This window comes from Leeuwenhoekiella sp. H156 (assembly GCF_052218455.1).
Lineage (GTDB): Bacteria > Bacteroidota > Bacteroidia > Flavobacteriales > Flavobacteriaceae > Leeuwenhoekiella > Leeuwenhoekiella parthenopeia.
The window spans coordinates 2,066,302-2,088,775 of sequence record NZ_CP197499.1; the positions used below are offsets into that span (position 1 = coordinate 2,066,302).

Annotated in this window: 12 protein-coding genes; 9 read left to right on the forward strand and 3 right to left on the reverse strand. The window is 45.0% G+C overall.

Annotated elements, in window-relative coordinates; genetic code table 11:
- The first annotated feature begins 594 nt into the window (after positions 1–594).
- The 8 genes from ACSSS3_RS09060 (at position 595) to ACSSS3_RS09095 (ending at position 14,790) form a co-directional block, all read left to right on the forward strand.
- Positions 595–2,517 carry an ATP-binding protein gene (locus ACSSS3_RS09060; RefSeq protein WP_442847293.1) on the forward strand — a complete coding sequence of 641 codons (1,923 nt, stop codon included), beginning with the start codon at positions 595–597 and terminating at the stop codon, positions 2,515–2,517.
- An 18-nt stretch (positions 2,518–2,535) separates the two neighbouring features.
- Positions 2,536–3,183 (forward strand): response regulator, encoded by a 648-nt coding sequence (locus ACSSS3_RS09065; RefSeq protein ID WP_442847294.1) that lies wholly within the window; start codon positions 2,536–2,538, stop codon positions 3,181–3,183.
- Between the two features lie 107 nt (positions 3,184–3,290).
- A complete protein-coding gene (locus ACSSS3_RS09070; protein WP_442847295.1) occupies positions 3,291–11,921 on the forward strand; it encodes an MBG domain-containing protein in 8,631 nt (2,876 codons plus the stop codon).
- A gap of 14 nt (positions 11,922–11,935) precedes the next feature.
- Complete coding sequence (locus ACSSS3_RS09075) at positions 11,936–12,814, forward strand: outer membrane beta-barrel protein (protein ID WP_442847296.1); 879 nt, start codon at positions 11,936–11,938, stop codon at positions 12,812–12,814.
- A gap of 104 nt (positions 12,815–12,918) precedes the next feature.
- Complete coding sequence (locus ACSSS3_RS09080) at positions 12,919–13,386, forward strand: DinB family protein (protein WP_442847297.1); 468 nt, start codon at positions 12,919–12,921, stop codon at positions 13,384–13,386.
- Positions 13,387–13,687: 301 nt separating this feature from the next.
- Positions 13,688–14,092 carry a DUF4172 domain-containing protein gene (locus tag ACSSS3_RS09085; protein ID WP_442847298.1) on the forward strand — a complete coding sequence of 135 codons (405 nt, stop codon included), beginning with the start codon at positions 13,688–13,690 and terminating at the stop codon, positions 14,090–14,092.
- Between the two features lie 21 nt (positions 14,093–14,113).
- Positions 14,114–14,368, forward strand: a complete 255-nt coding sequence (locus tag ACSSS3_RS09090; protein WP_442847299.1) for a Fic family protein — start codon at positions 14,114–14,116, stop codon at positions 14,366–14,368.
- Between the two features lie 242 nt (positions 14,369–14,610).
- Positions 14,611–14,790: a hypothetical protein gene (locus tag ACSSS3_RS09095; RefSeq protein ID WP_442847300.1), complete on the forward strand. Its 180-nt coding sequence runs from the start codon at positions 14,611–14,613 to the stop codon at positions 14,788–14,790.
- Between the two features lie 408 nt (positions 14,791–15,198).
- On the opposite strand, the gene ACSSS3_RS09100 is transcribed toward ACSSS3_RS09095, so the two are convergent.
- On the reverse strand, positions 15,199–16,473 hold the full coding sequence (locus tag ACSSS3_RS09100; RefSeq protein ID WP_442847301.1) for an alginate export family protein: 1,275 nt from the start codon (positions 16,471–16,473) through the stop codon (positions 15,199–15,201).
- 191 nt (positions 16,474–16,664) lie between these two features.
- Between ACSSS3_RS09100 and cobA the strand changes: the two genes are divergently transcribed.
- Positions 16,665–17,429, forward strand: coding sequence for a uroporphyrinogen-III C-methyltransferase (cobA, locus tag ACSSS3_RS09105; RefSeq protein ID WP_442847302.1), 765 nt, complete (start codon positions 16,665–16,667; stop codon positions 17,427–17,429).
- Here cobA and ACSSS3_RS09110 read toward each other — a convergent pair.
- Positions 17,426–18,865, reverse strand: coding sequence for a rubredoxin (locus tag ACSSS3_RS09110; RefSeq protein ID WP_228228649.1), 1,440 nt, complete (start codon positions 18,863–18,865; stop codon positions 17,426–17,428). The two genes, cobA and ACSSS3_RS09110, sit on opposite strands and share 4 nt — an antisense overlap.
- Positions 18,862–22,386: a molybdopterin-dependent oxidoreductase gene (locus ACSSS3_RS09115; protein WP_442847303.1), complete on the reverse strand. Its 3,525-nt coding sequence runs from the start codon at positions 22,384–22,386 to the stop codon at positions 18,862–18,864. Before ACSSS3_RS09115 ends, ACSSS3_RS09110 begins: the two co-directional genes overlap by 4 nt.
- Between the last annotated feature and the right edge of the window lie 88 nt (positions 22,387–22,474).

Sequence of the window (22,474 nt, forward strand, 5' to 3'; positions counted from 1 at the left end):
CGGAAAGAGGTTCGTCCAAAAGGTCTTGAACACAGGCCAAAAATGTTAATTTTTTAGTGCCCGATTGGGTTAGCCATTTTGGCCTGAGTTCGCCGGGTCATCCTATTTTGAAATAGCCCTATCTTTTACTTTCTTGATTTATTTTCTTTTTGATGCCCTCCAGAAAGCATACCTTTTTTGATAGGAAAAGTACAGGATTCTAAATTAGTCGGGCGCATAAACCGGTCGGCTTTGCCTTCCTATTTATAGCCCTCTTTTAATTTAGAATCCCGAAGGTAATAACTATCAAAAAAGGTATTGCGACGGCTCTGGAGGAAGTAAATGAAACACTAAATCCCGTATGCGTTTTGATCTACAATACAATATCAATTGAGCAAAAAAGGATTAGCTCAAGATGAAATAAGTAAATGTGAAAGGTTTACGCGCATTTCATATTAAATTGGCCTTCTACTGCGATCAGAAAGTAAGGTTACTTTTGGAGCACAAAGTGACTTTATTATTTTATAAAGCTGAAGAAAAAGTTAGTTTTACAACTAAATTAGTTGCGTTGTAATGAGGATCATACCTTGTTTTTTCTTTTTCCTTTTATTTAGTATGCTTTGTATCCCAAGTACAAATGCCCAGAATACTTCTTCCAAAACTAAAAATAGGCTTAAGGAGCTGGACAGTTTAAGTTCTTTAAACCGAAGCAATGACTCGCTTTTATATGCGACCATTGAACTTGCAAACAAGATACAGGACTACGATGTCGCGGTAAAACATACCGCTAATCTGATCAATCTCTTTAAATATGAAGACGCGGCCCGGGCAAAAGCCCTTATCCCCAATACCATTCCACTTTTAAAATCGGTGAAGGATAAAGAAGTGTTGGGGCAATTTTATTTTGAGCTGGCTGACCTGCAGTATTATTCGGGGGAATTTGAAGAGTCCCTTTCTAATTTTGACAGTGCATTTCACTATGCCAAAAGCAGGAATACTCCCCTGAAGGGACTTTCGAAACTGGGAAAAGGGATTGTATATGTTGATAAAGGGGAGTTTGGTAAAGCCTCCCTTACCCTTCAGGAGGCCATAGGTTATTTTCAAAAGGATAAGGATACACTGAATTGGATCAATGCCAAAAATTCGATGACCATTTTGTATGGGAAAAACGGGTTTTATGATGAAGAGACCAAAGAGCGCAACGAACTGATCAGCCTGGCGGAAGCCTATAAGAAATATCCCAGTTTACCCTCTATTTTTTATAACGCAGCGGCCAGTGCCAATAAGATGGGGGAGCAACACAAACGCATTGCTTATTTAAAACAGGCTTTATCCTCAAACGAAACATCAGAGTACCAGGATTTTTTTAAACCCATATTGACGTTTGGCTTAATAGGGGCCTATGCCGAGAATGATAGTTTAGCCAAGGCTAATAAACTAATGACCGAATTAGAGCGCGAGCCTGACCAGATAACCGGTTTTAATGAAGCCTTCTATTTAGATGCAAAAAAACGTTTGGCATTTGCCGAAAAAGACTATCAAAAGGCACTGAATTATGGAACGGCTTACCTCAAACTGAAACAGGAAAGCAAGGAATATGAGGAGATTCAGGAAGCCGATCACTTTCTTTCTAAAGTGTATAAATTGCTTGGTGATGAAGGGCAGGCATTTAAGCATTATGCAAACTACACACACCTAAAAGATTCTATAACCAACATTCAAAAAGCCCGGATTTTAAGTTATTATCAAACCCTTTATGAAACAGAAAAGAGGGATTCAAAAATAGCTGCGCAACAAACGAACATTGAGTTGTTGCAGGCGCAAAAGAAGTTGCAAAGGCAATGGCTTATTTTTGGTGGCTTGGGATTGGTTTTTGCCTTCGCTTTCTTCAGTGTATTGCGTTCCAGAAGCTTTGCTAAAAAAGCCCAAAAGCAGAATGAGGAATTTTCGCAGTATGTAATATCCTCACAAGAGCAGGAGCGTAACCGGGTGGCCATGGAGTTGCATGATGGTGTAGGCCAGCAACTGATGCTGCTTACACGTAAGGCAAAAAGTACCAGAGATGTTTTTATGCAGGACCTGGCCACAGATACCCTGGCCAATATACGCGCCATTTCTCACAACCTGTACCCGGTAGTGCTCAAAAGGTTGGGTTTTACAAAGGCCGCCCAGGAGCTTGTTGACGACCTGGATGCAACAACAGAACTGTTTTTTACCACAGAGATCACTTTTGTGGATGATGTTCTAAACGAAGAACAAGCCCTTCACCTCTATAGAATCCTTCAGGAAACTTTACAAAATAGCATCAAGCACGCAAAAGCCAAAGCAATTGGTGTAAGCGTTTTAAAAGAGAAAAATGGGGTAAGCCTCACTGTAGAGGACAACGGAATAGGTTTCGATTATAAAGAAGTCGCGGCTTCCGGTAAAAGTTTAGGTATAAAATCAATTCAGGAGCGCTGTAAGATCATTAAGGCGCACTTAGAAGTACAGGCAGAAACCAAAAAAGGAACGTGCCTGAAAGTCTCAATACCCTTATAATTGTTAAGTTTTAATGCTATGGCTATACCCAAGCTTTCTTTAGTACTGGCAGATGACCATCCCTTAATGTTGACCGGGCTGCAACAAGAACTGGAGCAGGCGGGATATAATGTAGTGGCTACTGCAACTAACGGAACCTCGGCGCTTGAAGCTATACATACGCATAACCCCGATATCGCCTTTTTGGATATTGAAATGCCTTTTTTAAATGGTTTTGAAGTAATAACCCGTTTAAAAGACGAGCAATTAAAAACCCGTTTTATTATGATGTCCTATCATAAGCAAAAAGGTTTTGTCGTACAGGCCAAAACAGTGGGTGTACAGGGCTACCTGTTAAAAGAGGACAGCTTTGAAGAAATCGCTGTATGTATAGCCGAGGTGATGAAAGGCAATAATTACTACAGCAAGTCTTTTGATGATGATTTTGAAACCATGGCCAACGAGGAGTTGAAAAAGATAAGTTTACTTACCCCTTCAGAGCGTACCATCATCCGGTTGATTGCCCAAAATAAGACCTCTATGGAGATTTGTGAGGCCTTGAGTATTTCTAAACGCACGGTTGAAAAGCACCGGACAAACATCATTGCCAAATTAGAACTGGAGCCTGTGGCCAACACCCTATCGGTCTGGATCAACTCCCATACCGAGATCATAAACAGCCTGTAACTATCCTGACAAAACCTACGTAGCCTACGTATTATTTGCATCAGCTACGTATTTTATCGCGACTGTCCTCTCAATAATTTTGAGGTTTTTAAACAGACCTATTGATTATGAGGAAGTCTACCCTGTTTTTTTGTATTTGCTGTCTAATTGCTCAGCTAAGTTTTGCCCAGGTCACTACCTATTCAGACAATGGCACTTTGACCAATACCGCACAAACCGCTATTAAATTTGAAAATGCATCTATACGGGTACGCTCTACGGCAACAGCCGTCATACCCCTGCTGAGCACCGGGGCGGCAAGTATCACGTTTACCCTTAAAGGAGGTGATGGGGGTGCAGCAACCTGGGATGGTACGTTTACAGACCGTGTCGCACAAGGGGGAGAGGGAGGAACGGTGACCTTTACGATGCTCATAACACCTGAAAACGAGGGAAAAAAAATCTTCTTTTACCAGGGTAAACATGGGGAAACCGATTCCCATCCAATTATAGCAAGCGGCGGCGGCGGCGCATCTACAGCTCTGGTTGACCATAACGGTACTTTATTAGCGCTTGCAGGCGGCGGTGGCGGTGGCTGTGCCGTAGAGATCTATCAATCCTCAGGAAGACCGGGAGGTGTAGCTACTGCAGGTCATGCCACCTCTTGTGAAAGTTCAGGAAAGCCGGGTGAAAATGGTACTACCGGAAGCAACACACGAATAGTTATTGACAATATAGCTGGTCATTCCTCAGATATATTGAGTGTATATGCGGGAGGAGGAGGTGGGCTTTCGGGAATTTCTGGACTAAATACAGGCATTCATAGTGGGGATATTACCGGAAAGGCAGCCAGCGATGGTGGATGGGGAGGCTATCATCCGGAAGGAATTTTTTATTCCGGTCCCAACTGCAATCAAGACTTTCCATTTCAGATACCAGGCTGTTCCAAAACTGAAACAAGGGATCGTAGTCGTGGAGGAACCGGATATAGCGGGGGTGGAGCCGGAGGTCCGTGGCTTAGAGATTCTTTTCGTTCAAGCTGTTCAGAACGTATGTGGAGCTTATTTGGTGCCGGTGGCGGCGGTGGGGGCTATGATGGCGGCGGCGCCGGTAGTCCTGAACGCGGCGGCGGCGGCGGTTCTTCTTATGTCGATCCAGAATTTACAAACTCCTCGTTCAAGGAAGGTGGTCTTGTTACCAATTCCCAAAACGGAACCGTAGTCTATCAGGTTAATTACGATACCCAGCCTCCGGTTGCAATCTGTAAAAACACAAGCCTGTTGTTAGGGCAGGGAAGTTATATAACCAATGATGGCAGTATAGGATTTGCTTCAGGTGTTAACGGGCAGGCAACTCTAGATCCCACAGCTATAGATGGTGGTTCAACAGATGATCTTTTTATAAAGGAAATGACCGTCTCAAAGCAAACATTTACCTGTGCTGATTTAGGTGAAAACACCATCGTTTTAACGGTTAAAGACGGAAATGGAAATACCGATAGTTGTTCTGCACAGGTGACGGTGGTCGATACTTTTGCACCTACTATTACACGTGCAACTTCATCTATAATCAATGCCCCTGACTTTGGGATGATAGATTTAGGAACCCGTACCTCGTTAACCATTACACCACCCGAATTAAATTTTGTGGATAATTGTGGGGTGATCAGTGTGGTACAGGCAGAACCGTTTACGGTGACCTGCTCAGATGTGGGTACAACCGTGGTCAAGGAAGTCGTGGCTACAGATGCATCGGGCAATCAAAATGTCGTTTCTTTAAATTACAGCATTACCAGTATTTTCATAAACAAATCAACCATCTATGTAAATGCAAACCAGGCCGATGATAGTGGGGATGGCCGAAGCTGGGCCACCGCTAAAAAGTATTTGAATTCTGCGCTGGCTCTGCTGGATGGCTCTGCCTGTTATACTGGAAAACAAATATGGGTTGCGGGCGGTACCTATTACCCGGATGAAGGAACAAACCAAACCGATAATGACCGGCAGGCTACATTTTTGTTAGGCAATGAAGTTGCCATCTATGGAGGTTTTTCAGGGAATGAAACCAACTTGGATCAAAGGGATTATGCCAATAATCCCACTATTCTGAGCGGGGACTTGCAAAAGAATGATCAGGCCGGTTTGAACCGTGCCGATAATGCATATACGGTGGTAACCTCATTAAGTGCCCTGCCTTTTTTAATGGATGGGTTTACCATTTCGGGAGGTAATTCCAATGGTGCTAGTTACGAAACCAGTGTTGGGGGTGGGGTAGGCTGCTTTTCATCTTCCTCCTTTAGAAACTGTATTTTTTCCGGAAATTCGGCAAGTTTAGCAGGGGGGGCATTTTTTAGCATCAATGCGGAAGTGGAGTTTATCAACTGCATTTTTTCGGGAAATACGGCAGATAGCGGTGGGGCTCTTTATAACGATATGTCAAAGATGACTTTGATCAACTGTACCTTATCAGGTAATAGTGCGGCAACAGAGGGGGGTGCAATTTCCAATATCGCAGGGGGTACTTTATCCGTCAAAAACAGCATTATTTGGAACAACCGGGCTCAAGGCACCACTACTGCGCCCCAGGCTTCTATTTTAGGAAATGCGACTTATGCAACTAGTTTGGTGGCAAACATAAGCAGTTCGGGCATTGTTGCAAATGAAGACCCTCTTTTTGTTAAAGGCATTGATTTTACGACAGCAGCTTTACCTACAACAGCTGGGGATTTCCACGCGCAACTAGGAATCGTTAAGGATGCAGGAGATAAAAGCTATAATGATTTAGACAAAGACTTGGATGGTAAAACACGTACTCTTGGTCAAATTGACTTAGGTCCGTATGAATACGGTTACAACCCTGATTATTTTGTAACCACATGGCGAACCACTACAGTCAATGAGAGGATAACGCTTCCTTTAATAGGTGATGGCTATTTTTATTTCATTGACTGGGACAATGATGGTATTATTGATTACAAAGTACACTCTTATGTTGAAACGAATTCCAATGGAAGAATACATACGTTTGCTAAACCGGGAATCCACACTATTGTCATAGAAGCTTTTGAGCTTGAACTATCTTTTAAAAATTCTCCAGATAAAGATAAAATTGTGTCGATTGAACAATGGGGAAAACACGCTTGGTCTACCATGAATAATGCATTTAACGGTTGTTCCAACCTGGTGATCAATGCTAAAGATGTCCCAAATTTAAGGTTCTGCAGCGACCTTACAAATATGTTTACTGGAGCCACAAGCCTGGATTACGATTTTAGCCAATGGGATGTGAGTAAGGTTACCAATATGGAGGGGATGTTTGATGGAGTCACGCTATCAGAAGAAAATTACGATAAGCTTTTAAACACCTGGAGCAATTTGGATTTAAAAAGCGATGTGGTTTTTAGTGCAGGTAACAGCAAGTTTTGTCTGGGAGAACCCGGCAGGACTAAATTAATAGAATCCTTCGGCTGGACGATTACAGATGGTGGCCCAGGCTGTGAAACGGCAGGGTGTACAGATGATAAAACACCACCCGTGCCGGATGTGGCAAGCTTACCTGAGGTTACCGCAGCATGTGCCATAACCAAACTCACACCACCTACCGCAACAGACAACTGTACAAAAAGCGTTACGGTGATCCACGATGCTGTTTTTCCGATTACTGAAAATACGCTGGTTACGTGGACGTATACGGATGCTTCAGGCAATTTCAGTACGCAAACGCAAAATGTGGTCATTAAAGACCTTAGCGCACCCGTGCCGGATGTGGTTACCTTACCTGAGGTCACCGCAGCATGCAACGTAACCGAATTGACACCACCTACCGCAACAGACAACTGTACAGAAAGCGTGACGGTGACCCACGATGCTGTTTTTCCGATTACTGAAAATACGCTGGTTACGTGGACGTATACGGATGCTTCGGGCAATTTCAGTACGCAAACCCAAAATGTGGCTATCAAAGACCTTAGCGCACCCGTGCCGGATGTGGCAAGCTTACCTGAGGTCACCGCAGCATGTGCCATAACCGAATTGACGTCGCCTACCGCAACAGACAACTGTACAAAAAGCGTTACGGTGACCCACGATGCTGTTTTTCCGATTACTGAAAATACGCTGGTGACCTGGACGTATACGGATGCTTCAGGAAATTTCAGTACGCAAACCCAAAATGTGGCTATCAAAGACCTTAGCGCACCCGTGCCGGATGTGGCAAGCTTACCCGAGGTTACCGCAGCATGCACCGTAACCGAATTGACACCACCTACCGCAACAGACAACTGTACAAAAAGCGTTACGGTGACCCACGATGCTGTTTTTCCGATCACTGAAAATACGCTGGTGACCTGGACCTATACCGATGCTTCAGGCAATTTCAGTACACAAACTCAAAATGTGATGATCAAAGACCTTAGCGCACCCGTTCCGGATATGGTAAGCTTACCCGAGGTCACGGCAGAGGCTCAAGTAACGGAACTGACGCCTCCCGGCGCTACAGACAATTGTACAGCGAACGTGACGGTGACCCACGATGCTGTTTTTCCGATTACTGAAAATACGTTGGTTACGTGGACGTATACGGATGCTGCAGGCAATTTCAGTACGCAAACCCAAAATGTGGTGATCACCTCCACTAAAAAACCTGTAATAGCGCTAAGCACTAAAATAGTGCGCTATGCTCCTGTTGGCAGCGAACTTCTTGTAGCAGCAGGTGCTATCTTAAGTGATGAAGATTCAGCTACGCTATCTGGCGTCAGCTTCACCTTTGCAGCACGCCCCGGGGGCACCTCCGATGAATTATGGCTTTCGGCGATGGATTCAAATTTTGCTTTGGGTAATGGAATTAGCACAAATATTAATAGATCAACCGGTACTCTCAGACTTAGTGGCTTGGCTTCAATTGCAACTTATCAAGCCGTATTACGTAGGGTTTTCTATGCCTATACAGGGCCTGTAGCGACTGCTCCAGGCCAAGACCGTAATATAGATATTGTAGCCAAAGATGAACGTGGTATACTCAGCGATGCTGTAAGGCTTGTGATCAAATTCAACAAAAGTCTCCCGGACTGGAGCGTGGCCCTAGGTGGCGAGACAGTAGGAACAGGGGAAACGCTTAAGCGAATATATGGTGCTTCTGAGAGGCTGACTTTTGATACGAGCAACTGGGATGGGAGTGCAAATGACATAATTTGGAGTGTTACTTCAGGAAATGCGCTGGTCAACATTACAGATCAAACCCTCTCCTTTGTAGGCACGGGTACCATAAATGTTGAAATAAACCTGCCCGGCACGACCAACTTTTTCAGTGATTCCAAAAGCTTTACTATTCAGGTAGACCCTAAACTGCTTAGAGTAACCCCTGACAACAAAACCAAGGTATACGGAGAATCTGACCCCGCCTTTACCGCAAACTACAGCGGATTTGAAAATGGTGATGATTCTAATGATTTGGGTGGAAGCCTAAACCTAACACGCGAACCGGGTGAAGATGTCGGTGTTTACACAATTACCGCAGCGGGATATGCATCGCCTAATTATACGATCAGCTATACTCCGGGTAGTTTTGAGATTACGAAAGCTAATTTAACCGTCACTGCTGATAGGAAGTTCAAAGTTTTTGGCACCCCTGATCCTGTACTCTCTTATTCGGCAGAGGGATTTGTAAATGGAGAAAATATAAGCGTATTATCAGGAATTTTAAAAAGGAAAACTGGAGAAGATGTAGGAGTATACGATATTGAAGCCGGTGATCTTGCAGGATCTAATTATTCTATTGCCTTTAACAGTGCTCAGCTTACAATCACTCCTGCCACGATCACCGGAATCAGGTTTGAGGATAAGAGCTTTGTTTACGATGGCACGGCCAAATCCCTTGCGATTACCGGAAGCCTTCCTGCTGGAGCTAATGTGAACTATGCCAATAACAGCAGAACGGATGTGGGCACTCAGGAGGTAACAGCCACGATCACCGGTTCGAACTATACCTCTTTGGTATTGACCGCTGATTTGACGATCACTCCGGCTAGCATTACCGGGATCACCTTTGAGAATGATGGTTTTGTATACGATGGTACTTTCAAATCCCTTGCGATTACCGGCAGCCTTCCTGCTGGAGCTAGTTTAAGCTATACTAATAATTCAAGAACAGATGTGGGCACTCAGGAGGTAACAGCCACGATCACAGGAAGCAACTTCACCACTTTGGTATTAACCGCTGATTTGACAATCACACCAGCAACGATAACAGGAATCACCTTTGAGAATGATAGTTTTGTATACGATGGTACTTTCAAATCCCTTGCGATTACCGGCAGCCTTCCTGCTGGAACTAGCGTAAGTTATGCCGATAATTCAAGAACGGATGTGGGAACTCAGGAGGTTACTGCAACGATCACCGGTGACAACTACACAACACTGGTATTGACAGCCGACTTGACTGTGACACCAGCAACGATAATAGGAGTCACCTTTGAGGATACCAGCTTTATATACGATGGCACGGCCAAATCCCTTGCGATTACCGGCAGCCTTCCTGCTGGAACTAGTGTAAGTTATGCGGACAACAGCAGAACAGATGTGGGAACCCAGGAGGTCACGGCCACGATCAACGGTTCGAACTATACCACCTTAGTATTGGCGGCTGACCTGATCATTACCCCTGCCACGATCATGGGAATAACTTTAGTGGACGATAGTTTTATGTATGATGGCATTTCCAAATCCCTTGCGATTACCGGAAGTCTTCCTGCCGGAACTAGCGTGAGCTATATTAATAACAGCAGAACTGATGTGGGCACTCTGGAAGTTACGGCAACGATCACCGGCTCGAACTATACCCCTTTGGTATTGACCGCTGATTTGAGGATTACTCCTGCCACGATCACGGGAATCACGTTTGAGGATAAGAGTTTTGTGTACGATGGCAATCCTAAATCCCTTGCGATTACCGGAAGCCTTCCTATTGGAAATAGTGTGAGTTATGTGGACAACAGCAGAACGGAAGTAGGAACTCAGGAGGTAACCGCCACGATCACCGGCTCGAACTATACCCCTTTGGTATTGACCGCTGATTTGAGGATTACTCCCGCCACGATCACGGGAATCACCTTTGAGGATAAGAGTTTTGTGTACGATGGCAATCCTAAATCCCTTGCGATTACCGGAAGCCTTCCTATTGGAACTAGTGTGAGTTATGTGGACAACAGTAGAAAGGAAGTAGGAACTCAGGAGGTAACGGCTACGATCACCGGTTCGAACTATATCCCTTTGGTATTGACCGCCGATTTGACGATCACTCCGGCGACCATCCCCGGAATCACGTTCGAAGATAAGAGCTTTGTATACGATGGCACGGCTAAATCCCTTGCGATTACCGGAAGTCTTCCGGATGGAACTTCAGTAAGCTACACCAACAATAGCAGAACGGATGTCGGCACCCAAGAGGTAACAGCCACGATCACAGGAAGTAACTTTACCCCTTTGGTATTGACCGCTGATTTGAGGATTACTCCCGCCACGATCACGGGAATCACCTTTGAGGATAAGAGCTTTGTATACAGTGGCACTCCCAAGCAAATTTTGGTTGAAAACTTGCCTCAGGGAGCTAATGTAAGTTACACAGGTAATGATCGCATAGATGCAGGAATATACGCCCTTACTGCAACTGTTACAAGGCCTAATTACAATACAGTAACCTATACAGCAACTCTAGAAATCACCAAAGCCCCACAAGCCATCAGCTTTGATGCCTTACCTGTGGTAAGTTTGGAAACGGATCCCGACTTCCAGTTGGAGCCTACGGCATCATCCGGATTACCGGTAAGCTATAGCTACACCTATAGTTCGAATGTACCTGCGGCAATGGTAAGTGAAACTGGTTTTGTAAGCCTGGTACAATCGGGCACCATTACCATCACCGCTTCTCAGGTAGGAAACGATAACTACCAACCTGCGACACCGGTATCTCAGCAGCTTGTGGTGACCAGTGCAGATGCATCCATCACCCGCCTGACTATTGGTGACAGGGAGTATCTCAATCCCGATGAATTGATCACTTATGTGATCGATTGTGGGGAAGATATGCAGACGCTGGAGGTTACTTACGATACAGAGGCCAATGCAACAGGCAATATGCCGAAAACCTTCAGTATACCGGTACCCAAACCGGGTATCTACCGCACCACGCTGGTAGTTACCTCTCAGGATGGTACAGTGAGCAGAATGTATAGGATTGAGATTCACAAACGCTTCCTGTTTGAGGAGATCGTGGTACAGAAGTTCAACAATACCCTGGTTGTAAACAAGAATCCTCAGACTAACGGCAACTACCGCTTTACCGGTTACAGATGGTATAAAAACGGTCGCCTTGTTGGAAACGAACAGTATTTCTCAGAAGGGGATGCCTCAACAGATATGCTAGACCCGCTTGCGAGCTACCGCGTAGAGCTTATCACGGCAGGAGGAGATGTGCTGAGCACTTGTGAATTTACTATTGAGTTGAAGGCCAGCGGTAAAATACGAATGGCACCCAATCCGGTACTGGCCACAGCCTCGGCTACCTTATTTGCAGATTTTGAGAAAGAAGAGCTTAAGGACATGAAAATCTCGATTCTCAGCCTGCAGGGCACACTTGTCGATACGTTTTACACCAGTGCTTCCAGCACTACCGTTCAGATGCCTGCGGGTATTCAGGCCGGGTTGTACGTATTGGTCTGTCAGACCAAGAAGCAAACCCAAACCATTCAGTTTATCGTTTACTAATTAACCTGTAACAGATGAAGTTTTTTATAGCTAGAAATAGAAATATGCAGATGAATAGCCACTTAAAAGGATTGCTGCTTGTTTTCGGACTGGGAGCCATTCCGCTACATGCGCAACAAACCAATGAGTTGCTGCTGCACGTAAACGGACCCGTTTCCATCTTGGAATACGACGGGGTGGACAACAAAGTAGCGCTAGATGATGGGGTTGGTTTTGGTATCGAATTTGGCCGCTACCTTTCAACGAAATGGAGCCTGAGAACCGGGGTTGCTTTACAAACCTATCGCGGTAATGCAAAGCTTGACTTGATCAACGGGGCTTATCTTACACAGGATTTCGAAGCTGAAGCTTTTGAGTTCCGGTATCGTTTTACCGATTACCGCGAAACCCAAACCGCACGATACATTCAAATCCCGCTGTTGGCTCAGTATGAGACTTCTGGAACCAATCGTTTATTTGCTTCGGCAGGGGTTAAGTTGGATATTCTTGCAGAAAGCCAGTACGAAGCCGAAGCCACACGACTGACCACAGCGGGTTATTATGAGCAGTACGATGCCTTGCTGGAGGCACCCAGGTTTGCCGGTTTTGGAAATTTTGGCAGTTATAGCTGGGAAGCTGAAGACCTGGCGCTTAAAACCAACGTGATGCTTAGTGTGGAAACCGGACTTAAGTTACCGGTTACACAAAGCAGTCTTGTGTATTTAAGTGTGTACCTGGATTACGGGCTTACCAATGTGTTTGATGATACCAACTCAAATCGTTTGCTGGAATACAATGCAGCACCTGAGGTGAATTTCACAGGTAATAGTGTACTCACTACTCAAGCCGGCAATGTAGATAAGATCAAAACCCTTTCTTTTGGGTTTAAACTCAAATATGGATTCGGGTTTTAAATAACTTATCCTTTACAAAATGGCTATAGTTCATTTATCCAGATTTTCTGCAATATAAATGGTGTAATGGTCAATAGTGATGTGAATCTATTTCCCCGAAAACAATGAACCTATCTGAGCTCATAATTTTAAATTTAAAAGAAATACGGATAAGAAGTATAAAAATTTGGAAAGCTCTACCTGAGAACTATAATAACTGGAAACCTGACAGAGCGGCAATTAGTGCGGCAGAAATGATAAGACATGTTTTAGAGGCTGATTATGGCTGGAATATGATTGTCAATCAAGAGGATATGGCAAATTATAAAACGCCTTGGGAAAACCGACCATTTATAAGCCTAAAGGATGAACTTGAGTTTGCAGAACCTTTTAGGAAAACATTTTTAGAAAGTATCCGGCAATTTTCGGATGAGGAATTAAAAGAAACGGAAATTATTCACCCGGGAAATGGAGCTAAAAAAAATCTTGCAAAATATGTGTTTCGGATTGGATATCACGAGTCTGTTCACGCAGGACAATTTCTCTCGTATCTAAGAGCAATGAAAGTTGAAAGGCCTAAAATTTGGGATTGAAAAATAGATCTAAAAGTGCTAATAACAATTGTTAGTTACCTGTATGCATTTGTATTTACAATACTATTTCAATTGAGCCAAAAAGGATCTGCTTAAGATGAATTAAGTAAATATTAAAATTATACAATTTAGGTAAGTAGAGTTCGTTAGTTTTTTCTTTTCATAAGCTTATAATTATTCTCCTTGCAATAATATTATCAGCCTTTTTTCTAGAAATTAAAGAAGAATGTTAAAGTACATTTTCTTTTGAGATGGACTGAGATAAAAAATTGAGCCGATTAACACCTATAATCGGCTCATCATGTATAACTGGCAACACAAAGACTGGCCAAATTTTAAGTATACTACAAGTGAAATTGAAGAGAAGCTTTTTGAATTCAGTCAAAGGGCTGGTCGCGTTAATGGTATATTGGAAGGACTTTCAGATACGATGCAAATGGAAGCTATCTTATCTCTTATGGTTGCTGAGGCTGTTAAAACGTCAGAAATCGAGGGAGAATATCTGAGCCGGGAAGATGTGATGTCTTCTATACGAAACAATATGGGTTATGGTACACCCAGAACGGTCAAAGACCCAATGGCGCGGGGTGTGGGGGACTTAATGGTGCGGGTTAAGCAAAGTTTTGCAGAACCTTTGACGGACCTGGCATTATTCGAATGGCACAGAATGCTGCTAGCGAGTGCTAAACGCATTAATACCGGGTAATGGCGTAAGCACTCTGAATCTATGCAGATAGTATCCGGTAGCTGGGGCAGGGAGAAGATCCATTTTGAAGCTCCGCCTTCCCATTTGCTTCCGAATGAAATGAAAGCTTTTGTAACGTGGTTTAATGAATCTCATCCTGAAGGAACCAATCCTATTAAAAAGCCACTTATCCGTTCAGCAATTGCACACCTGTATTTTGAAAGTATTCACCCCTTTGAAGATGGTAATGGAAGAATAGGAAGGCATTATCTGAAAAGGCGCTATCTCAATACTTAAACCGCCCTATTCAGCTGAGTCTTTCAAAAGCAATAGAGCACGATAAACAAGCCTATTATAAGGCTCTAAAAAACGCGCAGCAGTCCAATGAAATAACCGATTGGATCATCTACTTCGTCAATACTGTTTTAGAAGCGCAATCTCAGGCAGAAAAGCTTGTTTCTTTTACTTTAAGAAAAGCTCGTTTTTTTGATCGCCATAGAAACTCCCTGAATGAGCGTCAGTTAAAGGTAGTTAATAGGATGCTTGACGAAGAACCGGAAGGGTTTAAAGGGGGGATGACGGCAAAAAAGTACATTGCCCTTACCAAAGCATCCAAAGCTACAGCAACGCGCGACCTTCAGGATTTGGCAGCAAAAAAACTATTCCTATGCATAGGTGAAGGACGTAGTACACGGTATGAAATCAACTTTCAAGACTGAATCTCTTTTACTCGTATTTTTAGTATACTACAGTTCTGATTAAAGGATTTAATTTATGCTTTATTTTACAAAAATGACTAAATTTACCTTGAAAGTTGGTAATCAGACGGTTACAAATTCACAGATCGTCAACAGAAAATTGACGAAAGCGACAATCCACTGTGAATAGGCAGGTCTGGGGCTTAGGTTCGATTCCTGGTGAGGCTACAAAGATTCAGGTTCCCCCGACACTTCGGGGCTGGTGAGGCTACAAAGATCCAGGTTCCGCTTCCGACGCATCGGGACTTCGGGGTTGGTGAGGCTACAATAACTTCTCTTAAAATGACTCATCCTGATTGATGCCATATATATGAAGCTTCAATCAGGACGAGAAAAAAACAACTCCTGTCTTAAAAAGAGATGAAGGTTTTAGTTTTTAAAACTGTGTTTAAATAATTCGGGATTAATTACCAGCATCGCCCAGCCCCAGTTGTTGGTATTGTCGGCAGTCGTTCCACCTTTAATGAGGCTCATGCTTTCTGAAGCAAACATGTGTGAATACCCCAATTGCAGCTTGACGTTTTTAAGAAGCGGTTGGGTGTAAACCAAATCAATTTCGGTCCCCAGATACGAATCGGCATCATTAGCAAGCGTTGCATTAGCGGCAAAATAATGGGCGGCAAGCATTAGATTAGACTGCTCTCCGGTTTGAAAGGTAGCACTCGCGTGCAAATCGTTTAAACCTACCGAATTGGCATGGTTGCCCACATAAAAATAGTCCATCAGACCATTAAATTTGTGGTTGGTACCATACAGCGGGAAGAAAGAACGACGGTCTGTACTGCCCTGATCTGAGCCACTCAGCAATTCGGCACCTATCCCAAGAGTCGTTTTTCCGGTCTTATAAGCTGCATCAAGTGCAAGCTGATAGGCAGACAGGCTTTGATCCACGGGATAGGCATCACCAAATTGATAGTAAGCGCTTCCGGTTATAGCCAGCGCTTGTATGGGAAAACTGAAATAGGTACCCAGCGTATGGGTATAGTAAACGCCATCGGGCTGGGTGCGTTCGATATCACTAAACCCCTGAAAACCGGTGTTGAGAGCCAGAATACTTAAGCTCGATTTTTCCCAGCTTTTCTTAAAATAGGCGTATTGAAGACTTTTGTAGGTAAAGTAACCGGGAACATCATAGACGTTGCCCAGAGAAGGTTCGCCCTGCTGGCTAAATGCAAAACCCAAATCAAGCATAAGCCCCTCTTTTTTATACTTTAATAGTGCGGCATCGTGAAAACGTCCCTGCATCGCCCAGTCGAGACCGCCAAATATGCGCTGGTCATCATAGGCAATAACCTGTCTTCCCAACTTGGTTGACCAGTTGGTCCCCAGTTTAAGTTCTGCCCAGGCCTGAAAAAGCATAAAGGAGTCGTTGCCGTCTGATGGCAAAATCTGGCGGGTATCGCCCCAGGTACTCACATCCTGAAAAGCCACAAAGAGTTTAAGGGCTTCTGCGTCATAGCTGAAGTTAAGCCGCGCACGTTGTCTTACAAAAGCTGCGGGCTCGGCATCGTCGGGAAAAAGGCTTCCAAAACCATGTCGGTATTCAAAGCGCTGCCTCAAATCGGCGTCCAGTTTAAATTCCTGTGCAGTCAGGCTTATGGGGCTTAGACATAAAAAGAAGAATACAAGTTTTAATGTTCTCATGGCTTTCAGGTGTTTTTGTGCGGCCAAAGATATTCAAGAAATCAAATATTAAGTATATATACTTAATAAAATGTGCTTCCAAACCGTATTTTTATGAAAACACCTAAATAAAGACTAATTAATTACGTATATAAACGTATTAATACGTAGTTTTTTATATATTTACAATATAACTTTTAAGTAGTATCGTCATGAAGATTCCCAAACTTGTATTAATTGGTGCCGGTCCCGGTGATCCCGAACTCATTACCTTAAAAGCCGTTAAGGCGCTCAAAGAGGCAGCAGTGATCCTCTACGATGCCCTGGTAAATCCGGAGCTTTTAGACTATGCAAAACCCGAAGCCGAACTCATTTTTGTAGGTAAACGCAAGGGCTGTTATGCCTATGCTCAGGATCAGATACACGAACTTATTGTGCAACGCGCTTATGCCAAAGGGCTGGTGGTGCGCTTAAAAGGAGGTGATCCTTTTGTATTTGGAAGAGGTTCTGAGGAGCAGGAGTTTGCTTTACAACACAAGTTAGAGGTCGAAGTTATACCGGGCATATCTTCAAGTATGGCGGTACCGGCGCTGCAGAATATTCCGCTTACGCAACGCGGGCAGGCCGAAAGCTTCTGGGTAATTACCGGAACCACCCGGGATCACAGCCTTTCAGACGATATCAAATTGGCCGCAAAAAGCAATGCCACGGTAATTGTGCTTATGGGCACAGCCAAACTCGATGAGATTGTTGCGGTTTTTAAAGCGGAAGGCAAGCATGATCTGCCGGTTGCCATCATTCAAAACGGAACCCGAAAAGAGGAACGGGTGGGTATAGGAACTGTACAAACCATAGCCGAAGTTTATCAAAATCTAAAGCTCGGTAATCCTGCAATCATTGTTTTGGGGCATGTAGTTGCCCACCGGGCTAAACTTCAAAACCTGCTTCAGGAGCAGGAGTTGAGCGTGCAGGTTTAGAGCGCTTCGGTCAGCTGGGTGATTTTTACAAAATCATCCTTTGGCCCTTCACATAGCGAACACCGGTAATCTTCGGGCAACGACTCAAATGCTACGCCGGGCTTTATATTTTGCAACGCATCTCCATAGCGCACATCGTAAAGTGTCATACACGCATTGCACTGGTAAACCTCGACTTCAGTTTTGGGCTTTTCATCTGTAATTTCAGGTTTTTCGGTACGTGTGGTGTTGCCCAGATTTTCAAAGTAAAGCCGGCTCAGTTCCATAAGCAAACCGGGCAATTCTGCCTGATCCACATCCTGAACGTAAACGACGTATTCGCGGGTATTGGGGTCAAAATCCCGCGCATAGGTGATGTTAAAGGTATCGCGGTAGGCAAAGTCTGCCGGGATGTTTTCAGCTTTATTGACTTCAATAACAATCGAGGTAAAGTAGTATTTACTACTTAGGTATTCGGTTATGCCAAAGGTCAATCCGTAGGTGCTGATGTCGTTTTTGTTGAATTCGTTGACCAAAAATTCCTTCAGCCGAAGGGCTTTATCATTGGCCACAGGCACATGCCAGTTAAGCTCAAGCATACTGTGGCGTACATTTATACCGAAAAGACCCAGAAATTTTTCCCATTTCAGCTTATCCTCTGCAGGAATTCCTTTTACAATAAAGGATTTAAAGGGGGTAAGCGAGATTTTACCTATTTGAGATTCGGTACATAAATCGCAAAGGGCTTTTAAAAAAGCGATATCGTAGCGGTTATTTCTCCAGTACAAACCCAGCCAGTAATTGCCGGAAGCCAGGCGGTTCATTCCCTCGTAATAGGGAAAAGGCTGAAAGTCTACCTGCAGTGCCTGAGAGATGGTTCTGCTGTTTAGGCTTATCGAATCGATCACCAGATCAAATACCATGGTGGCGTTACCGGGTTCTTCGCGCAGCAGTTTTTCTATAGTCAGAGCTATGCGGGCCAGATCCCAGCTATAAATCAAAACCGGGTAGAGTTGCTGTTCTTCCCAATGCGGTAACCTTAGATACAGGTACCAATAATCTTCGTGTTCTGAAGCGATAAAGTTAAGATGCCCCGTAAACAGCGGAACGAGCCTTTGCCGTGGATCGGTGATATTGATCTTAAGTTTTGGGCTGTCCTGAAACTGCTCCAGAATATACAAATACCGGTCTGCGGTAAGCCATGCTGTGCTGCCAAAAATTCCGCTTGAGACATACGAAGACACAATGTTTTCAACACCTTCACTGTGTGCGGGTACGACTTCCAGATTTTCGGTTTTGAAATCTTTTTTTTGATCTTCACTCAGAAACAGAATGTCCTGCCGGGAGCCAAAGGCAATTGTAGATAAGCCGTTGCGCTCAGCCACTTCAAGAATGCTTTTCAATTCACCCGGGGCAAGCACCCCGCCTTTTACGATGACTCTGGAATAGTTTTTCATGACACAGATTGGGTTGATTCGGTTAAGAGTTCGCGAACTTCTGTTTTGCAGCTTCCGCAGCCCAGGCCGGCGCCGGTTTTGTTGCAAAGTGCCGTAAAATCGGTACAGCCGCCTGCGATGGCATCGGCGATATTGCCTGCTCCCACCTGACTGCACGAGCACACCAGGCGCCCCAGAACGGGAGCTTGTTTGGCACTACCGCGCAGCAATTGATCGCGTTTTTCGGCAAGTTCAATTTTGCTGTCAATCAGGTTTTTAAATTCGGCAAATTCTTTCTTATCGCCCATAAGCACAGCACCCACCAGCAAATCGTCTTTGATGATGCACTTTTTGTAATAATTCCGGGCCACATCCATAAAAATCACCTCCTCATAATCGGGGTCGTTTTTAGGGATGCTGATAGTGCCAATGCTGCAGAGATCAAGATCCTCAAATTTCAGTATGTTCATAGGCACCGAACCTTCATAGGAAGTGCTGATATCACCGGATAAGTAATTGGCCAGGATTGCTGCCTGCTCTTCGGCAGCAGCGGTGATCCCAAAAGTCTGATTGCGAAACTCGGCTATTTCCCCCAGTGCAAAAACCGAAGGATCTGAGGTTTGCAAAAATTCATTGACCTTCACGCCCCGTCCCATAACAAGACCGGCTTTGCGGGCAATCTCAATGTTGGGCTGGGTGCCAATGGCATAGACAATGGCGTGCGCTTCGATCAGCTTACCGCTCTTTAGGGTCACCTCGAGGGTTTTGGGTTCGTCGCCCGGAAATACGGTGCTTACCTCGTTGTCAAAATAGACCGATATACCGCGCCGCTGCACATCAAGAGCCAACAAGCGACTGGCAACGGTGTCAAGCTGGCGTTCCATCAGGTAGGAGGAGCGTTGCACGATGGTAATATTTACCTGTTTATGTCTTAATGAGGCTGCCAGTTCTAGCCCAAGGAGGCCGCCGCCTACAAGGACCACACGCTGCTGCTCCGGCGGAATGCCTGTTTTCGCCAGGTAATCCTTAAAACGATCGGCATCTTCCTTATCGCGCATCGTAAAGCGACCCTCCAGATCCAGGCGTGCGTCAGGCGGAACAAAAGCACGGCTTCCGGTAGCCAGGATAAGTTTGTCATAGGTGTGGTAAATACCGCGGCTGTCTTTTAGGGTTCGGGATTCCCGGTCAATCTGTACGACCGGGTTTCCGGAATGGATTTTAATGTTCAGGGCTTTGAGCTGATGACTTTTGGCCTTGAGGAGTTGTTCCCAACTGAGTGCTTCGGTGATGTATTCGGGCAGTAAAACACGGTTGTAAAAGGGATGCTCTTCCTTCGAAAAAACACTGATTTGATCGTCTTTATTCAGGTCGCGGTAATTCTGTACAAACCGAAACGCTGCGGCTCCCGAGCCCACCACCACAATTTTCTCCGGTTTCTTTTGGTATCTGGCAACCTTAACGGCCGTAAACTTAAAATCGGGTTCCTTGCTCTGCGGGTCAACCATATTCTGAGTCAGGTTGTTGGTGCGGTTGAGACTCGAGTTGAGTTTTTTACCCCAATGCATTGGTAAAAATACAACTCCCTTGCGTATGCTGTCGGTAAGCCGGGCGGTCACCCGTACGTTACCGTTCTCGCTGCTCACCTCGCAAAGATTGCCCTCGCGTATATTGAGGGCGAAAGCATCAGCGGGATGAATTTCAAGCACGGGTTTGGGATAATGGGTACGTAAGCGGGAAACCTTGCCCGTTTTGGTCATCGTATGCCATTGATCGCGTACCCTGCCCGTGGTAAGTATAAACGGAAAAGCCGCGCTGGGTTTTATCGAACGGTTCGTTACCGTTGCCGGAATATTAAAAACGGCTTTCTGTGAGGGCGTGTAAAACTTGCGGTCTTCAAAAAGGCGCGGAGTCCCGGGATGGCGGTATTCATTTACCGGCCATTGAAAGCTTCCTTCGGTTTTAAGCCGGTCGTAATTGAGATACGAAATGTCGATACTGGTACCACGGGTCATGGTGCAGTATTCCTGATAAATCTCTTCGGTATTGTAAAAATTAAAACCTCTGAAGCCCATTTTTTGGGCGAAATCACATAAAATTTCTACATCAGGACGGGCTTCTCCCGGCGCATTGACTGCTTTGGGTAAATAGGTGATGCGCCGTTCAGAATTGGTCATGGTGCCTTCTTTTTCGAGCCAGCCTGCCGCCGGAAGCACCAGGTCTGCATAGGCCAACGTATCAGAACGGTTAGAGATATCCTGAACGACTACAAAGCGGGCATTTTTCAGGGCTTTCTCTACCCGGTTTACATCGGGCAGGCTTACTGCAGGATTGGTACAGATGATCCAAATAGCTTTGAGTTTTCCTGTTTCGAGCTCTTCAAACATTTGAGTAGCGGTGTAGCCCGGTTTGGGTGAGATAGACTCTACTCCCCAAAATTGTGCGACTTCACTCCGGTGCTCCGGGTTCATAAGGTCTTTGTGTACCGCCAGCAGATTGGCCATTCCGCCCACTTCACGCCCACCCATGGCATTGGGTTGCCCGGTTAGTGAAAAAGGTCCGCAACCGGGTTTTCCTACCTGTCCGGTGATTAGTGAGAGATTAAGTAAAGCGAAATTTTTATTGGTACCTACCACGCTTTGGTTAAGGCCCATAGCCCACATACTGATGAATCCTTTGGAGATTCCAATCCAGTCTGCGGCTTTTTTTATGTCTGCCATAGGAACGCCACAGAGTTTTGAAGCTTCCCGAAGCGACAACTTGTTTACCTGCTCTTTGTATTGATTAAAGCCTTCGGTATGGTTGTTTATAAAGTCTTTGTCAATCAGCCCCTGCTGAAGCAGGCGCCTGCCTATGGCATTATATAAAATAATGTCTGTGCCCGGTATGAGCTGCAGGTGCAAATCTGAGGCTGCAGCGGTATCGGTACGTCGCGGGTCTACTGCGATAACCCGCACATCGGGGTTTTTCTCTTTGTGCTGCTCAAGCCTGCGGTAGAGAATAGGATGGCAATAAGCCGGGTTAGCACCGGTTATTAAAAAGCAATCGGCCAGTTCAATATCTGCATACGAAATAGGTACAGAATCTTCCCCGAAGGTTTTTTTATAGCCCACAACCGCGCTGCTCATACACAGCCTGGAGTTGGTGTCAATATTGTTTGTGCCCAGAAATCCCTTGACTAATTTGTTTGCGATGTAATATTCTTCGGTAAGACACTGTCCCGAAACGTAGAAGCCCACACTATCGGGTCCGTGCTTTTCGATAATGCTTTTAAAAACCTGGGCGGCACGGTCCAGAGCGGTGTCCCAGTCTACGCGCTCCAGCGGGTGTGAGCGGCTCCAGCGCATTTGTGGGTACAGCAACCGGTCTGAAGTATCATTTACCACATAATGCAGGTTGCGGCCTTTAGAGCAAAGCATCCCGCGGTTTACAGGATGATCGGGATCACCGTCTACCTGAATGCGGTTTTTGGCGTCTTTGGTGATGAGCAGACCGCAGCCCACGCCGCAATACGAACAGGTAGATTTTAAGACTTTTTCGGGCATGGTTTGTGTACTTACAGGATATTTATAGAGCCTGAAGGCTTCAGCAGCAGCTTTTCGCTTTGCCTGCTGAAGCCCCCGGCCAACTCTA

Coding starts and splice junctions, on each gene's coding strand:
- ACSSS3_RS09090 (WP_442847299.1), top strand. CDS start 14,114: ATGCAGATAGTATCCGGTAGCTGGGGCAGGGAGAAGATCCATTTTGAA.
- ACSSS3_RS09095 (WP_442847300.1), top strand. CDS start 14,611: ATGCTTGACGAAGAACCGGAAGGGTTTAAAGGGGGGATGACGGCAAAA.
- cobA (WP_442847302.1), top strand. CDS start 16,665: ATGAAGATTCCCAAACTTGTATTAATTGGTGCCGGTCCCGGTGATCCC.
- ACSSS3_RS09080 (WP_442847297.1), top strand. CDS start 12,919: ATGAACCTATCTGAGCTCATAATTTTAAATTTAAAAGAAATACGGATA.
- ACSSS3_RS09085 (WP_442847298.1), top strand. CDS start 13,688: ATGTATAACTGGCAACACAAAGACTGGCCAAATTTTAAGTATACTACA.
- ACSSS3_RS09060 (WP_442847293.1), top strand. CDS start 595: ATGCTTTGTATCCCAAGTACAAATGCCCAGAATACTTCTTCCAAAACT.
- ACSSS3_RS09110 (WP_228228649.1), bottom strand. CDS start 18,865: ATGAAAAACTATTCCAGAGTCATCGTAAAAGGCGGGGTGCTTGCCCCG.
- ACSSS3_RS09070 (WP_442847295.1), top strand. CDS start 3,291: ATGAGGAAGTCTACCCTGTTTTTTTGTATTTGCTGTCTAATTGCTCAG.
- ACSSS3_RS09115 (WP_442847303.1), bottom strand. CDS start 22,386: ATGCCCGAAAAAGTCTTAAAATCTACCTGTTCGTATTGCGGCGTGGGC.
- ACSSS3_RS09065 (WP_442847294.1), top strand. CDS start 2,536: ATGGCTATACCCAAGCTTTCTTTAGTACTGGCAGATGACCATCCCTTA.
- ACSSS3_RS09075 (WP_442847296.1), top strand. CDS start 11,936: ATGAAGTTTTTTATAGCTAGAAATAGAAATATGCAGATGAATAGCCAC.
- ACSSS3_RS09100 (WP_442847301.1), bottom strand. CDS start 16,473: ATGAGAACATTAAAACTTGTATTCTTCTTTTTATGTCTAAGCCCCATA.